This window comes from Aetokthonos hydrillicola CCALA 1050, assembly GCF_017591665.1.
GTDB classification, from domain to species: Bacteria; Cyanobacteriota; Cyanobacteriia; order Cyanobacteriales; family Nostocaceae; genus Aetokthonos; species Aetokthonos hydrillicola.
Map to the genome: position 1 here is coordinate 88,916 of NZ_JAAKGC010000011.1, position 17,690 is coordinate 106,605.

The following is a 17,690-nucleotide window of genomic DNA, read 5'->3' on the forward strand; positions in this document are numbered from 1 at the left end:
AGATTCACACAAAGGTGTGAATAACTCTCATTTTATTTTGAACAATGAAAGAAAAAAATACACAACTGGGAATATCTAAGTTTTCAAGTTTGAGAAATGTACAGCGCCGGGCTGTTAATTTATCTTCGGTAAAACTAATTCAAACTGGTTTTATTTCTTCTCAACAAACAATTCCCTTTGTTATTCAACCTCTAATTGATGGATTAGATATTACAGAATGGACTCAGAATAATCAAGGCTTGGTGAAAACTTTGTTCTTACAACATCGAGCGTTATTATTCAGAGGCTTTAAGGTTAAAACAACGCAACAATTTCAAGACTTTGTCAAGGCTAGTTCTGATGGAGAATTGCTCACATACGTAGACCGCAGTTCCCCTCGGACAGCAGTAGCAGGACAAATTTACACATCTACAGTTTATCCAGCCGAATATCCGATATTACTTCATCATGAGTTAACTTATACAATTAAATACCCATTGAAACTTTATTTTTGTTCTCTAAAAGTTGCTCCCTACGGTGGCGAAACTCCGATTGCTGACGCGCGGAAAGCTTATCAGCGAATTGACGAGAAAGTTCGAAATGAATTTATTGAAAAGAAATGGATGCTAGTTCGCAACTATAACGATGGCTTTGGTTTACCGTGGCAAGAAGTGTTCCAGACTGATGATAAAGCCAAAGTAGAGGCATACTGCCGAGAGAATTCAATTGATTTTTCTTGGAAAGGAGGCTCGCGGTTACAAACTCGCCAAATTCGTGAGGCGGTTCATTATCACCCCCAAACTGGCGAACCAATGTGGTTTAATCACGTTGCTTTCTTTCACCACACAAATTTACTCTCCGAGTTTGATGAACATACAGTTCCATACAATACTTATTACGGAGATGGCAGTGCGATCGCGCCAGATGTAATTCAACATATTAACCAAGCTTATCAACAAGAAAAAGTAACTTTTCCCTGGCAGGAAGGGGATATTCTCATGCTTGACAATATGTCCATTGCACACGGAAGAGAATCTTACAAAGGAGAACGCCAAGTTTTTCTAGCCATGAGTGAACCGTTAGCAGAAAGAACTCAGGAGGAGCCACTGCGGTGGACGGAGAGAAGTTGCAAGGAGGGTTTCCCTCCGGGCAAACTTCGGAGTTTCCCGGCATAAAGCATGTGGCGTTCAGAAGTCAGAATTCAGAATTCAGAATTGAGATCAAAGTCCTAAATTCTTTTTTAATATCTACAATTTCAAATTTTTCATAATAGAGGAGAACAAAGATGGAAATGATAGAGGGTTTTGAACTATCACCGCAACAAAAACACCTTTGGAAATTACAAAGTTCTTCGTCAGATCTTCCCTACCGTGCTCAGTGTGCTGTACAAATCAAAGGTAAGATCGAGCCAAGTACTTTAAAAGCTGCGATCGCGCAACTAATCTCCAGCCACGAAATTCTCCACACTACTTTTAATTCTGTACCTGGAATGACTTTACCATTACAGGTTATTGCTTCTGATTGTAATTTCAATTTCAGTGTGCATGATTACACGGGAATGGATTTAGAAGCTCAGGTAACTCAAATAAAATTGTTATGGAAGCAATATAATGAGTTACCCTTTGATTTTTCACAAAACTCACTTTTTCATTCTACCTTAATCACTCTTTCAGAGGAAGATTCTGTCTTATTAGTCAACCTTCCTGCACTATACGTTGATATCAAAGGACTGGATAATTTAATACTCAAAATTAGCCAATCTTATAGTGCTTACACTCAAGGTAAGGAATTCTATAATGAAGTACTACAATATGTCGATATCTCTGAGTGGCAAAATCAAATTTCTAATGACGAAGAACAAGAGATAATCCTTGCAAAAGGTTACTGGCGTAAATATAATATTACTGATTTTTTAAGTATAAAGCTACCTTTTGAAACCCAATTTACTCAGGAAAGTGTTTTTAACCCTCGTTATTTAAGTTCTACTCTTCCCCCTAGTCAAGTAGAGCAAATTTCGGAATTTATTCAAAAAAATAAAATTTCAATTGATCTATTTTTTCTAGCTTCCTGGCAGATACTTCTCTGGCGTCTAACTCAAAAACCAGAAGTATTTATCGGAGTTAGTTGTGAAAATAGAAAGTACGAAGATCTACAGGATTCTATTGGTTTATTAGCTAAATATTTACCACTCAAGTCTAGTTTGCAAGAAGGTGTATTTTTCCATGATGTTATAAAACAGATACAGTTGGAATTAAATAATATTCATACCTGGCAAGAATATTTTAGCTGGGAATCAATCCTTGATGAGAGCAAAATTTATATAAATAGTGCTTTTGTCCCGTTTGCTTTTGATTTTACTAAACACAACAAATATATTACAAATGATATTTGTTTCTCCATCATCAAGCGCGATATCTGTTTTGATAAATTTAAAGTTAAACTTAGTTTAACTCAGAATGAGCATGATATAATCACGCAATTATATTACGATGCAAACTTGTTTCATGAAGATTCTATTCAATGCATAGCGGAACAATTCCAGACTTTATTATCTAGTATTCTGGATAATCCTGAAAAATCAATTGAAAAACTGGGAATAATCAGCAATAGTCACCGAGAGAAAATTCTAGTTAACTTCAATGATACGAGTTACGATTACCCCAAAGATAAGTCTATCCATCAGTTGTTTGAAGAGCAGGTAGAAAAAACACCCGAAGCTGTAGCAGTAGTGTTTCAAAACCAGCAGTTAAGCTATTATCAATTAAATCAAAGAGCAAACCAAATAGCACGTTACCTGCAAAGCCTTGGTGTAAAAGCAGAGCAATTAGTCGGTATTTGTGTCGAACGTTCTATTGAGATGGTGGTAGGACTGCTAGGGATACTTAAAGCAGGGGGTGCATATGTACCTCTAGACCCGAATTATCCTCAGAAACGCTTGAGTTATATGCTCACGGATTCAGGCGTTAACGTGCTATTGACTCAACAGTCTTTGCTAAAATCTTTACCAGAAAACCAAGCACAGGTGGTTTATCTAGATACAGACTGGGGTGAAATCTCCCAACACAGCACCGATAATCTTAGCTCTGGAGTAAAAGCCGAGAATTTGGCTTACGTGATATACACCTCTGGTTCTACTGGAAAACCTAAAGGAGTTGCAATTGAACATCGCTCAGTTTTAAATCTTGCAGAGGGTCTTCATAAAGCTATTTATGCTCAAATTCAAGATTCACCATTGCGAATTAGCTTAAATGCTTCTTTCAGTTTTGATGCTTCTGTACAACAGTTGGTTCAATTACTTGACGGTCATACTCTTAATATCATACCAACAATGGTGAGATTTGATGGAGATGCCTTATTATCCTACCTGCAAGAACACAAAATCGATGTATTTGATTGCACTCCATCACAGATGGAACTGTTGATATCTGCTGGATTACTTTTGAGCAATAATGTACCTAAATACTTCTTGGTAGGAGGAGAAGCGATTTCTCCTGCTCTTTGGCAAACTTTAACTGAGGCAAACAGTATTAATTTTTACAACCTTTATGGGCCAACAGAATGCACTGTTGATACTATACTTTGTCAATTGCAAACTACTCACAGTCAGCCAGTTATCGGTCGCCCTATTATCAACACCCAAGTATACATTTTAGATAAAGATCTCCAACCATTACCAATTGGTGTTTCAGGAGAATTGTACATCGGAGGTGATGGTTTAGCCAGAGGCTACCACAATAGCCCAGAATTGACGCGAGAAAAATTTATCCAAAATCCCTTTAGAGGGAGCACAGGAGCACAGGAGCAGCCCTTGTGGGGAAGTCAAAAGTCAAAAGTCAAAAGTCAAAAGTTGGGGAGCAGGGAGCAGAGGAGTAAGGGGGATTTTAGGCTTTATAAAACTGGGGATTTGGCACGATATTTGCCTGATGGGAATATTGAATACTTGGGGCGTATTGACAATCAGGTTAAAATCCGTGGGTTCCGGATTGAACTGGGAGAGATCGAAGCAGCTTTAAATATCCACACCGAAATCGAACAGGCTGTAGTTATTCTTCGAGAAGATCTTCCTGGTAACAAACGCCTAGTTGCTTATGTAGTTACCTCAGATAAATCACTTAACACGACAGAACTACGTGAATTTATTTCCTCGAAGGTACCAGACTACATGGTGCCTAGTAGTTTTGTAATCCTAGATAGTTTACCCCTAACACCTAATGGCAAAATAGATAAAAAAGCCCTACCTGCACCTGATGGTGATATTCTACGAGTTAGAGAATACATCGCACCACGCACACCAAATGAAGAAATGATAGCTAATATCTTCGCTTCTGTTTTAGGTGTAGAAAATGTCAGTATCCACGATAACTTCTTTGAATTGGGAGGACATTCTTTACTTGCAACCCAGGTTACATCTCGTGTAAGGCAAGTGTTCTCTGTTGAACTACCCCTTCCGCAAATTTTTGAAACACCAAGTGTTGTGGAATTCGCTGAAGCTATCACTGAATTACAGCTTCAAAGCACACAGGACGAAGATATCGATCAAGTTTTAGCTGAGTTGGACGATCTCTCAGAGGAAGAGGTACAAAAAATCTTATCTCAAGAAAAGCAGCTATACTTTGCACGGTCATAAACTGAGTTTTGACGTAAATGAATAGCACCATTTGTAGGGGTGCTCATGCTTGCGCCCCTACGTGGGCTATACCGTTGTCGAGGAGATCTATCGGGGAACTAGAACAATTGTGTATCGCGCATTACAGACAGAGCAACAGCGCCCAGTTTGGATACACAATTGTTTTTCTCTATCCAGAGTGAATCAAAGAGTGAAGTGCGTTAATATATGAGTATCACTCACTTATCAGCAAACAATATCGAGGTAACCTATGACTCAAAGCTCATCAAGCATAGGTGGAATGCGCCGAAAACCACGACAAGCTCGCAGTCAGGAGCGAGTCTACCGAATTATTGATGTGGCAGAAGAACTTTTTATTGCTCAGGGCTATGACGCTACCACAACCAACGCGATCGCCGCTCGTGCTCAAATACCGATCGGGTCACTCTACCAGTTCTTCCCAGACAAGACAGCGATCATGCAGGCTTTGGCTGCTCGCCATGAGGAACGTCTACATCAACGACTGGCAGTACTTGATAATCCTGATCTGGTGGAACTGCCCTTATCTATCCTTGTTGACCAGTTCATCGACATTACGCAGCAGCATTTCTCTGAAAATCCTGGTTATTTCGCTATTTTTATGCAACTTCAGGGTGAGATACCTGAATTAAAAGCGGTCGAAGATGTTGCTGATGCCCAACTCATCCGAGATTTGGCAACCTTACTTGCGCAAAGGGAACCAGGGTTAGAGACAGCTGACTATGAAGCAATCGCCTTTGTGTTAACAAAAGCGATCAGTACTTTAATGTGGCTTTCCCTCAGTCAGGAACAACCGTTTCGTCAACGTCTGGTAGCAGAAATGAAGCGTTTCACCTTAAGTTACCTGCAAAGTTACTTCTCATCTAGCAAGTGACTAGATGAGAATTCGGTGAGAAAAAATTAACTGCTTATCTTGGTTATTTATCTTTTATCGAAACAATACACCGAATTTGTTCAAAGATTTTTCCAACGGAGAATAGGCAAAGAAGAGAAAAACCCAAAAATAGTCCCATAAATCTTGGTTAATATATGCGATCCCAATGGAAATCAAGGCACATATCGGTTCAATTAAGGTTTTGATTTTCATTGAGCTAATTGTCTCATCATCCAAATCACTATCTACTAACTTGCGATCGCCTGTTGCATACCACCAGCTTATCCAACAAACAAATCCGATAGCAGCAATATTCAAACTAAACCACACTTTTACGAGAAAATTTTGTGGAAATGTCATAACTAAATCATTAGATAAAGGCACTAAAAACAAGCCCATTAAATATACAACAGAAATCCACAAATGGTTTTTATCGGTTCTCCGCAAATATTTTAATTGCTGGGAATGGGAAATCCAATAATTCCCAACTAGCACAAAAGTGATAGCATAAGTTCCTAATGGTTTTAACTGACTAAATAGAAACGCATTGATATCACCATCGGTCATTATTTTGGCATCTTGTGGTAAGTCAAACGCAATTACCATTAAAGCCATTGCAAAAGCAAAAATACAATCACTCAAGCGCGCCAAAGACAGAATGCTTTCGGAATTATTTTGATTGGTTTGAATAATTGTATCTTGCTCTATTAATTCATTCATTATTTAATCTCCGCTACAAGACTAGGCTCTGGTGAAAATAAAAGCAACAGCCAATACCAAAGGGGAATATTTTGTAGTGGGAGCGAGACACTCCCTAGTGGTGGGAAGTGAGCAAGGGTGATCCCAATCCATCACAAAACCCAACTATAAGGCTGCTTTCAAGACAACTTGAATGCCATATCTTGCTCGGAGGGTAATCGAGGGCTGAAGTTCGATGTTCTGGTCAGCAACGAGATCCATTTGGAATTTTTGGGCGATGGTAGCCAGCAACAATACCGCCTCCATGATAGCAAAACTTTTACCAATACAGACACGAGGTCCATCACCGAAGGGGAAATACACACCACGGGGTAACTCTTTTTCCAGGTCATTAGCCCAGCGTTCTGGCTGAAACAATTCTGGTTCGGAAAAGTAACGCGAGTTCCGGTGCATAGCCCATTGACTAGCAATTAAGGTTGTCCCTTTGGGAATAAAATAGCCACCAATTTCGCAATCTTGGGTTGCCTCTCGTGAGACATCGGTAGCAGGTGGGTACAACCGCATAGATTCTTTTATCACCCAATTGGTGTAGGTTAACTGGGGTAAATCAGCCAGGGTTGGGGTCCGTCCGTTCAAAACTGTTTGCAGTTCTGCACTGAGTTTTTTCTGTACATGGGGATGTTGAGCTAATAGCATCCATGTCCAAGATAGGGCGTTGGCGGTCGTTTCATGTCCTGCCAAAATTAATGTTGCGGCTTCATCTCGCAATTGTTTATCGCTCATACGGCTGCCATCATCTGCATCTTCGACTTGCATGAGCATTCCCAATAAATCTTTGCCTGTTGTTCCACTGGCACGGCGATGTTTAATGATGCCATACACTGTTTCATCGAGCAGAGTGATCGCATCTCGATAGCGTCGATCCATATCCTCATCCTCGGAAGGCATATCTGCACTTAGCGAATGTACTTCCCCAATTTCCGTCAATGCCAACTTCACATTCGTCGCTTCTTGATATTCAACCCAGCTCATGGCTACATCTAGGGTATGGGCAATGTTTTCTGCTGCCGTATCCTGTACATCCTGGTTAAAGAGCGTTTTCATCACAATGTTAAGCGTCAAGCGCATCATAGCATCATGCACATCATGCACCTGTCCATCCTGCCAAGTTTCCAACATTCGTTGGGTGTAGTCCACCATCACCGCAGCATAGCTGTTAATTTGCTCCTGATGGAAGACGGGTTGGGACAGTCGTCTTTGCCGCAACCAAAAATCGCCCTCACTGTTCAACAAGCCATTGCCTAAAAAAACACTTAGTTGTTGTACATCTTTGGCTTTGATAAACAACATCCGGTCTTTTAACACTTGAGTGATGTAGTCGGGATTAGTCAACAGACAAAACCATTCATCGCCAAGTTTCAAAGGTACGATGCCTTCATAGTCTTGGGTACAGCGTTGCAGAAATCCCAAGCGATCGCAGATGTATTCTTCTAGGGCGGTTACAGGATTGGGATGGGGTAGGGTCAGTAAATCTTTGCTCATTTTCAGGTACTCCATAAGTTGCTGTTTTATGTGAGCATCGCTCATATTTCCATAATATGAGTTTTGTTCATGTTTGTCAACTAAAATATGAGCAATCCTCGTTTATTTATTTCAGCTATGGAGGTAACCAATGACTCAAAGCCCATTTTTCGGGACATGTGGGAACAGTCATTTCAACCGTCAAAATGTTGAATTTTTCAAGACGGAAGTTAGGATGATCGCCCTGAAACAACGTGTCTTGGTTAGTTACCTTGAAAGGGCTAGTCCTAGATGAGCAAAATCAATCAAGGGAGAATTAACATATATTTACTAAAAATTCAATCCTTGTTGTGCCAGTTTAAGGTGCGTTTGCCCTGAAGTACTGCCCACACCACGTAAGATTTTTCATAAATCATTTAGGACTGTTATATCGAAAAAAAATCCAGCATATCTCTAAAAACACTCAATAGTAATTTCTGTATATTTCTGGTTAATATGTAACTGCAAATCTCAATGAGTATCTTGTTTACTAAACAGATGAGGTGAGCGAGATGCTCGTAGTATGGTGTAAAAATTGGGATAGTACCAGCTAAGGTATCTTTGTATGAAGAAAATATTTTATTATTAATTATGAGTAATTTTAATAAAAAAATTATTAATCTTTCGCCAGAAAAACGAGCTTTATTAGAACTGAAACTCAAAAATAAGAATAATAAGAATACTAATACTCAGAAATACGAAGAAATTCCCAAAAGAAGCAACCGTGATTTAGCGCCTTTGTCCTTTGCCCAGCAAAGGTTATGGTTTTTAGAGCAACTAGAAACAAAAAACCCCTTTTACAGTACGTCTGGTGCATTTCTTTTACAAGGTAACCTCAACTTACAAGTTCTACAACAAGCATTATCAGAAATAGTACGCCGCCACGAAGTACTACGCACTAGTATCCAAACTGTGAATGGTCTACCAACACAAATTATTCATCCAGAAGCCACTATAAACATAAATTTTGTAGACTTACAGCAACACCCAGAAAAAGAACGTCAAACTGTTGTACAACAGTTAGCACAACAAGAAGCAACTACCCCCTTTGATCTAGAGGTAGCACCATTTCTCAGGTGTGTTTTATTGCAGCTGGATACCACAGAATATGCATTGTTGCTGACAATGCACCACATTATTTCTGATGGTTGGTCAATTGAAATCTTCACGAAAGAATTATCCGGTTTATATCAAGCTTTTTGTGTAGCAGAACAATCACCCCTATCAGAATTACCTATTCAGTATGCAGATTTTGCAGTTTGGCAAAGACAACAGTTAAGTGGCTCCTTTTTAGAAACTGAACTTAATTATTGGAAAGAGAATTTATTAGGTGCGCCGGAAGTCTTACAATTACCGACTGATCACCCTCGTCCAAGTGTACAAACTTACCGAGGTTCTACTCAATGTTTTACTTTAAATACCGCTCTAACCCAAAAGCTGCAAACTCTGTCTCGCAAGTCAAATACTACCCTATTTATGACCCTGCTGGCAGCGTTTAGCACCTTGCTATATCGTTACAGTGGTCAATCAGATATTTTAATTGGTTCTCCTATTGCCAATCGTAACCGTAAAGAAATTGAGCCATTGATCGGCTTTTTTGTGAATACCTTGGTGTTAAGAACCTGTTTTGAAGATAATCCTAGTTTTGAGAGCATACTTGCACAAGTTAGGAAAACCACTCTCAAAGCTTATCAACATCAGGATATACCTTTTGAACAAGTAGTAGAAGCATTACAACCACAGCGTTCTTTAAGCCATTCTCCCTTGTTCCAAGTAATGTTTGTGTTACAAAATGCACCAACTACTAAGGTAGAGTTACCTGGTCTGACTTTAAGTAAGTTAGAGCAAGAAAACACAACTGCCAAGTTTGATTTAACGCTGTCGATCGCCGAAACTGACCAGGGATTGATGGGTGAATGGGAGTACAACACCGACTTATTTGAGCAATCGACTATTGAGCAGATGGCGGGTCATTTTCACAACTTGTTGAATGCGATCGCGCACAATCCTCAGCTACCTGTAGATCAATTACCCCTGGTCAGTCTACCAGAACGCCATCAATTGTTGACTGCGTGGAACCACACCGGAAAGGAATATCCAACTAATAACTGTATTCATCAGTTATTTGAGCAGCAAGTCAAAAACACGCCAAATGCTATAGCAGTGGTGTTTGAGGAAGAGCAGTTAACTTACCAGCAATTAAATCACAGAGCCAACCAACTAGCGCATTACCTGCAAGATTTAGCAGTGGAACCAGAGGTGCTGGTGGGTATATGTGTGGAACGCTCTATTGAGATGGTCGTTGGACTACTAGGTATACTTAAGGCTGGTGGTGCGTATGTACCCCTTGACCCCAATTATCCTCCAGAACGATTGAATCATATGTTAGTTGATTCGGGTGTTAAGGTGTTGTTAACTCAGCAGTCTTTGCTCGAATCTTTGCCACAAAGCCAAGCGCGCGTGGTTTGTTTAGATACAGATTGGGACGCAATTGAGCAATGTAGTCAAGAGAACCTTGATATAGAGATCTCTCCAGAGAATTTAGCTTATACAATCTACACTTCTGGTTCTACTGGAAGACCAAAGGGAGTTCTAGTTGAGCATAGAAATGTTGTTCGTTTGTTTACAGCCACCGAGTTTTGGTATCATTTCAGTGCAAATGATGTCTGGACTAATTTCCACTCCATTGCTTTTGACTTTTCTGTTTGGGAAATTTGGGGAGCTTTATTGTTTGGCGGAAGGCTTGTCATTGTCCCCTACTTGGTAAGTCGAGATCCTCAAAAATTCTACGAATTGCTGTATTCTAACAATGTAACAGTACTCAACCAAACACCTTCTGCTTTTCGCCAATTAATTCGTGTTCAACAAGAAACGACCAATCAATTAGCTTTGCGAGCAGTAATTTTTGGTGGAGAAGCCTTAAATTTGCAAAGTTTACGTCCTTGGGTAGAACAGTACGGAGATTGCTCCCCGCGCTTGATTAATATGTACGGGATTACAGAAACTACTGTACACGTTACTTATCGTCCCATTGAGCTAAAAGATATTGTAGAAAATTGCGGGAGTGTGATTGGAACCCCGATTCCAGATTTATCCTTATATATACTAGACGAACAACTTGAACCAGTACCGTTGGGAGTTACAGGAGAGATCTATGTTGGCGGTATGGGAGTATCGAGAAATTACCTTAACCAGCTACAGTTAACAGCACAACGTTTTGTTCCTGATCCTTTTAGTAAAAAACCTGGAGCTAGACTTTATCGTACTGGTGATTTAGCTCGGCGTTTAAGAAATGGTGACTTAGAGTATTTGGGACGTAGTGATCAACAGGTAAAAGTACGGGGTTTCCGGATTGAACTGGGCGAAATAGAAGCTGCACTAGCAGCAATTCCGCAAGTCGCGGAAGCTGTAGTGATTGCTTACTCCCAAAGCGAAGATGATAAACGTCTAGTTGGCTATATTGTTCCTAACGGTGTTCCCCTGGAATCTAGCGACTTACGAGCTAGTTTAAAACAATTGTTGCCAGACTACATGATTCCAGCAGCTTTTGTGTTTCTCGATGAAATACCTTTGACGGCTCAAGGTAAAGTTGATCGTAAAGCACTACCAGTAGCTGATTGGAGTTATGGTGCTGCTAAAACTACCTTAGTACTCCCACAATCACCAGCCGAAAAAATAATTTGTCAGGTTTGGCAGAAAGTTTTAAGTATTGATGCTATTGGAGTTGAAGATAATTACTTTGAATTGGGGGGTGACTCAATTCTAGCTTTGCAGGTGGTTACAGAAATGCGCCGTCAAGGTTGGGAAATGACGGTAAAAGATATATTTGCGCAACAGAGTGTCAAAGAACTTGCTTTAGTGGTGAAAAGATTAGACTCTATAGCGTCTGTTGTTGAAAAAGCTAGCGGTGAAACTCCTCTGGTTCCGATTCAAAAATGGTTTTTTGACCTTAACATTCCCAACCGCAACCACTGGAACCAAGCAGTGCTATTAGAGGTTAGTGAATCCCTAGATACTGAAGTTATTCTCACAGCTATTAGAACCGTTGCATTGCACCATGATATTTTTCGGCTACGGTTTGAGCCACGAATAGATGGCTGGAAACAATTTTATTGTGAAAATGATTGTGGATTTGCTTCGGAAACTATTGATTTAACCACTTTAGGCGACTATGAACAGAATACAGCTATACAAGAACATTGTACTCGCTTGCAGCAATCTCTGAATTTGAGCCAAGGGCCATTAGGTGCTGCAATTTTGTTTCAATTGGGAATAAATCGCCCCTATCGGCTGTTTATTGTGATTCATCACTTGATTGTTGATGGTGTTTCTTGGCGCATCCTGCTCGAAGATTTAGCAAATGCAATTAAGGGTGACTCTCTGACCCCACCTACAAGTTCTTTTCAAACCTGGAGTTATTTTCTCCAATCTTTTACTCACTCTCAAGCTATTCAGCAAGAACAAGCGTTCTGGTTGGAGACGATTCAAGATACCCAGTTTCAATTACCGTTAGACTTTGACGATCTGCCCTTGGCAGCAGCGTTTCGCTATCACGCAAATAATTTAGAGTCCTCTGTAAAAAGCGTCACCCTCACATTTACAGAAGCGGACACAAAAAATTTCCTCACACAAGCTCATAAAGCTTACCGCACATCTCCTGAAGAACTCCTAGTTGCAGCTTTGAGCAAGACAATTTCTAGCTGGTCTAATAACAAAGTTCTTCAGATAATAATGGAAGCTCATGGAAGAGAAGAACTAAGCAATGACGTCCACCTATCACACACCTTGGGTTGGTTTACGGCTCTTTATCCTTTGCGTATTGATCTATCATCATGCAAGGATCTTCACACGCTGCTCATTACCGTAAAAGAACAAATGCGTGCTGTACCCAGACGAGGATTGGGGTATGGTCTTTTAAGATATTTGCAAAATAAAGAAACTCTTACCTGTGTTGGGGATGTTAGCTGTAACTACCTTGGTCAGGTGAATCGAAACAATGAGCAAAGAAATGATTTATTTCGGTTACTTCCGAGTGAAGATACCGGATCTTTACACGACCCTAATGCTGTACGCCCTCATTTGCTTGATACTCTTGCCATTGTAATTGATGGCAAGCTCCAAGTTGATTGGCTATACAGTTCTCACTTACATCGTGAAGAAACTATTATTAAGTGGGCGCAAGACTTTCAACAAAATCTACTAGCGATACTTGCGCATTGTACAGAACCCGGTGTAGGAGGATACACACCTTCAGATTTTCCCCTAATTGATATTGAGCAGTCTTCCCTCTCCCTTTTACAAGCCAAGTTCCCCCATTTAGAAGACATTTATCCTCTTTCGCCCATGCAAGAGGGAATGCTGTTTCATACAGTGTATTCCCCAGAAGAAGGGCTATATTTTGAACAAGGTACAGGAAAAATCACTGGATTAAAAGACGTTGCAGCTTTTAATTTAGCTTGGCAAAGTCTTGTGGAACGCCATCCTGTACTACGCACTGCTTTTGTATGGTCTGGTCAAAAACAAGTTTTGCAAATTGTTAACAGAGTCGTTGAGTTTGGGATCGTTGAATATGACTGGCGTCATTTATCCCCTCAATTGCAAGAAGATGAACTCAACCAATATCTCACGACCACACGCAAGCAAGGATTTGTGTTAGAGCAAGCGCCTTTAATGAGTTTTGCCATTATGCGCTTAGATGATAACACTTGGCAGTGGGTATGGAACCATCATCATATACTTATGGATGGATGGTCTTTACCAATCTTGTTTAAAGAAGTCCTGACTATTTACCAATCGATACTCCAAGCAGTTTCCCCTTCCCTGTCTCCTGTGACTCCTTACCGCAATTATATCCAGTGGTTAGTACGCCAGGATGAGCAGCAAACAAAACAATTCTGGCGCGAAAATCTTGCAGGTATTGATAAACCAACACGTTTGTTATCTAGTTTTCTCAAAGATACAGAAGTAATAGAAAATCAACTTCCCTATGAAAAATTAGATTTACATTTCAGTGAAGAAGAATTTGCTAGCTTGCAAAAAATGGCGCAAAAACAGCGATTAACCCTAAACACTTTAGCTCAAGGAGCCTGGGCGCTGATTTTGCACAAATATGGTGCAGGACAAGATGTATTGTTTGGTGTCACCGTTTCTGGACGTCCACCAGAATTGGGTGATATTGAAAATATGGTGGGACTATTTATCAATACGTTACCCTTACGAGTGCGCTGTAATCCCACGGTGACTGTTGGTGATTGGTTACAAGAGATTCAGCAGCACCATCTGCAAATGCGCGAATATGAACACAGTAAGTTAACAGATATCCATCAAATTATTGGATTTCCTGCTGCGGAACCTCTATTTGAAAGCATTTTAGTTTTTGAGAATTACCCAATAGACCAGTCCTTAAAAACCCAAGGTAAGGATCTGCAAGTAGACAATATAGAATTTTACGAGAAAACCAATTACCCATTAACCATAGCTTTTATCCCCGATAATGGGTTAATTTTGAGACTCAATTTTGAAACTAAATTCTTGTCTCCAGCAGCAGCGAAAACCATGTTGGAGCGATTGAAGCGTGTACTTTTGCAATTGGCTGAAAATCCTGACCTTCATCTGGGTGCTATCGAGCTGTTATCAACAGTAGAGAAAGAGGAAACGATCGCCCTCGCAAACAGTCAAAAGATCACATGGGGAGATTTTCAAGCAGCCCATCAAATTTTTGAAGAGCGTGTAGACTCTAACCCAGATGCTACAGCGCTGGTGTTTGAGGATGAGTCTATCACTTACAAAGAATTGGAACAACGCTCTAACCTACTAGCTTCCCGATTACGAGAGCGAGGAATTAGCTACGAATCAGTAGTGGGATTGTATCTCAGTTCGTCAATTAATTTTATTGTCGCGTTGTTGGGAGTTCTAAAAGCCGGAGCAGCATTTTTACCCCTCGATCCTAGTTATCCACCAGAACGCTTGAAATGGATTGTACAGGATAGTCAAGCACAAGTATTTATAAGCGATCAAGCAACTGATCCATTTTTCCAAGCAGGTGAAGATAGATTGATCAATCTTGCAGAAATTGACTGGACTCAACAAGTAGCCCGCCTTAATTTACCAATCTTTCCCTCCCATCTTGCTTACATAATTTATACTTCTGGTTCAACAGGTAAACCAAAAGGGGTGATGGTAACTCATGGAGGGATCCAAAATCTGGCGCGATCGCAAACCGCAACTTTTGATGTAACCCCAGCAAGTCGAATTTACCAATTCGCTTCGGTGAGTTTCGATGCAGCAATTTCAGAGATTTTCATGGCTTTAGGTGCAGGAGCAACCCTATACATGAAAAATCAAGCTAACCGCTCCCCCAGTTCAGAACTATGGCAAACTCTAACCACCTGGAAAATTACCCATATAACCCTACCACCATCCCTGCTAACTGCGATCAAGCCAGAGGAGTTACCAGAGTTAAAAACCACAATTTTAGCTGGCGAAGCTTCTTCGGGGAATTTGTTGCGACGCTGGAGCAAGGAAAATAAGAGCCGAGTTTTTAACGCTTATGGACCAACAGAAGCAACAGTTTGTGCCAGTATAGCAGATTGTAGCAATTTAGTTGGAGAACCCAGCATCGGCAAATCAATGCCTAACGTTCAAATGTACCTCCTGGACACTAATTTAGAACCAGTGGCGACTGGAGTACCTGGACAAATATATATTGGTGGAATTGGCTTAGCTAGAGGTTATTGTCACCGTCCAGATTTAACAGCAGCAGCTTTTATTCCCCACCCTTTCTCTACAGTAGCTGGGGAACGCCTTTACTACACGGGAGATATGGGGGTTCGCGATCGCTTTGGCAACATTCGCTTTTTAGGTCGCCAAGACGATATGGTCAAATTGCGCGGATATCGCATAGAGCTAGGAGAAATTGAAGCAGCTTTGGTAGGTTACGAAAAACTAGATAGTGCAGTAGTCCTTTTGCGAGAAGACTTACCAGGAAAACCGCAATTAGTAGCGTATGTTCTCCCTCGTCAAGAGACGACCATCAGCGAAATATTAAGCCATCTATCTGAGATTTTACCCTCGTATATGGTGCCTAACATGGTTGTCTTTGTCGAGGAATGGCCTTTAACTTCCAATGGTAAAATAAACAGAAAAGCACTGAAGCTACCCCAACAACCTGCTGCTAAACCAGCAATATTTAACAGCCAAATCGAGGAGATCCTGGCACAAATCTGGGCTGAAGTTCTGGAAATAGAAGCAGTACATCCAGAAAATAACTTTTTTGAGATTGGTGGTGATTCAATTATTAGTTTGCAGATAGTGTCTCGCGCTAGCGAAGTCGGATTGGAGATCTCTCCTAGAGATATTTTTGAAGCTAAAACCCTCAGCAGATTAGCAGAGGTTGCTCGTTCCCTTACTAACCAAGTAGCAATATCAGAACCCTTAACAGGTAAAGTTCCCCTCGCACCTATTCAGCGTTGGTTTTTCGAGCGGAACTTACCCCATCCCCATCATTGGAACCAAACTGTAGCGCTAGAAGTAAAAGAACCACTTAACCTCCCTGCTTTGCAGGTAGCTTTAGCAAATGTAGTCGCCCATCACGATATTTTCAGAGTGAGGTTTAGTCAGGATGGAGAGGTATGGGAACAATCTTACACTGACCTAACAGTCAATCCTCCTTTGCGGGTTGAGGACTTTGGTCTTTGTCCTATTAATAGGCAAAACGAGTTACTTGAAGAGATCCTAGCAGAAGAACAAGGACTTTTTAATCTTGATCGTCCTCCTTTATTGCGGCTTCTGTATGCCAAAAACCTGCAAGAATACGGCAATGTGCTTTATTTACTTGCACACCATTTAATTGTAGATGTTGTCTCTTGGCGCATTCTGGGCGAAGATTTAGATCGAGCTTATGAATCAGCTTTACTAGGTCAACCTGTTTCTTTACCTGGTCGCACTTCTTCTTACCGTCAGTGGACAACTAGCCTAGAACAACTCGCTAATTCCTCAGAAATCCAAGCAGATGTTTCGTTTTGGCAAGATCAAATTTCCCATGCTTGTGGTGACCTCCCAGTTGATTACCAAGTTAAGGGAAAGAATACCGTAGACAGCTTAGCTACTGCATCGGTGGAAATATCACGAGATCGCACCCGCATTTTACTAACTGAAGCAACTGCTAATTATCGTGCCAGTGTACAAGAGATCCTCCTTGCAGCCCTTGTAGCTACAATAACTCAATGGAACGGTTGCGATCGCGCCTTAGTGGATTTAGAAGGTCACGGTCGTGAAGATCTTTGCAGCAAGCTTGATTTATCGAGAACTGTAGGTTGGTTTACCTCCCTTTATCCCATACTTTTACAAGGGACAAAAAACGCCAACCAAAAGCAATTACTCAAACAAGTCAAAGAACAAATACGAGTTGTTCCTCACTCCGGTCAAAGTTATGGAATGCTGCGTTATTTGTCTTCAGACCCAACCGTCAGAGAAAAACTTTGCCGACAAAAAGCTCAAATTAGTTTCAATTATCTCGGACAAATAGACAGTCAGCAAAAGAATAGTAAGTTTTTCCAAATTAGTAACGCTCCAACTGGTTTGGAAACGTTTACAGGTCAAGAACTGCCACATCTGTTGGCTATTAATGCTCTGATAAAAAATGAATGCCTACAAGTGAACTTGTCTTATAGCCAGAATTTCTATCAACCTGAGACCATCGCAAAATTAGCATTAACCTATCAAGAGAACATCTATTCTTACTTAGAAAAATCAGAAGATAGCTCTGATTGTTACAGTGTTAGCGATTTTTCTTTGGTAGAACTAAGCGATAGCGAACTAAGCTCTATCCTGGAAAATTTCGCAAGCAATACAGAAGTCAGAATTCAGGATTCAGAATGAATTATATCCAGATATAAGCCTCTTTATTTATCGACAAATTTTCGATAATTCAAT

General features: G+C 40.5%; 6 protein-coding genes. 4 read left to right on the forward strand and 2 right to left on the reverse strand.

Translation table 11 applies throughout. The annotated features are described in order from the left end of the window. The first annotated feature begins 44 nt into the window (after positions 1-44). The 3 genes from G4P69_RS08095 (at position 45) to G4P69_RS08105 (ending at position 5,498) form a co-directional block, all read left to right on the forward strand. Positions 45-1,154 (forward strand): TauD/TfdA family dioxygenase, encoded by a 1,110-nt coding sequence (locus tag G4P69_RS08095; RefSeq protein WP_208340946.1) that lies wholly within the window; start codon positions 45-47, stop codon positions 1,152-1,154. A gap of 110 nt (positions 1,155-1,264) precedes the next feature. Further along, positions 1,265-4,606, forward strand: a complete 3,342-nt coding sequence (locus G4P69_RS08100) for a non-ribosomal peptide synthetase (protein WP_208340936.1) — start codon at positions 1,265-1,267, stop codon at positions 4,604-4,606. 250 nt (positions 4,607-4,856) lie between these two features. Further along, positions 4,857-5,498 (forward strand): TetR/AcrR family transcriptional regulator, encoded by a 642-nt coding sequence (locus G4P69_RS08105; protein WP_208340934.1) that lies wholly within the window; start codon positions 4,857-4,859, stop codon positions 5,496-5,498. Between the two features lie 54 nt (positions 5,499-5,552). Here G4P69_RS08105 and G4P69_RS08110 read toward each other — a convergent pair whose 3' ends face one another. Beyond that, complete coding sequence (locus tag G4P69_RS08110) at positions 5,553-6,218, reverse strand: TMEM175 family protein (RefSeq protein ID WP_208340932.1); 666 nt, start codon at positions 6,216-6,218, stop codon at positions 5,553-5,555. Between the two features lie 144 nt (positions 6,219-6,362). Beyond that, entirely contained in the window at positions 6,363-7,784 is a 1,422-nt protein-coding gene (locus G4P69_RS08115) for a cytochrome P450 (protein WP_243902910.1), read from the reverse strand. 564 nt (positions 7,785-8,348) lie between these two features. On the opposite strand from G4P69_RS08115, the gene G4P69_RS08120 reads away from it, so the two are divergent. Continuing rightward, positions 8,349-17,636 carry a non-ribosomal peptide synthetase gene (locus G4P69_RS08120; RefSeq protein WP_208340928.1) on the forward strand — a complete coding sequence of 3,096 codons (9,288 nt, stop codon included), beginning with the start codon at positions 8,349-8,351 and terminating at the stop codon, positions 17,634-17,636. Positions 17,637-17,690 lie beyond the last annotated feature (54 nt).

Excerpts from the sequence above, each read along its gene's own strand:
- G4P69_RS08095 (WP_208340946.1), top strand. The coding sequence starts at position 45 with ATGAAAGAAAAAAATACACAACTGGGAATATCTAAGTTTTCAAGTTTG.
- G4P69_RS08120 (WP_208340928.1), top strand. The coding sequence starts at position 8,349 with ATGAGTAATTTTAATAAAAAAATTATTAATCTTTCGCCAGAAAAACGA.
- G4P69_RS08100 (WP_208340936.1), top strand. The coding sequence starts at position 1,265 with ATGGAAATGATAGAGGGTTTTGAACTATCACCGCAACAAAAACACCTT.
- G4P69_RS08115 (WP_243902910.1), bottom strand. The coding sequence starts at position 7,784 with ATGAGCGATGCTCACATAAAACAGCAACTTATGGAGTACCTGAAAATG.
- G4P69_RS08110 (WP_208340932.1), bottom strand. The coding sequence starts at position 6,218 with ATGAATGAATTAATAGAGCAAGATACAATTATTCAAACCAATCAAAAT.
- G4P69_RS08105 (WP_208340934.1), top strand. The coding sequence starts at position 4,857 with ATGACTCAAAGCTCATCAAGCATAGGTGGAATGCGCCGAAAACCACGA.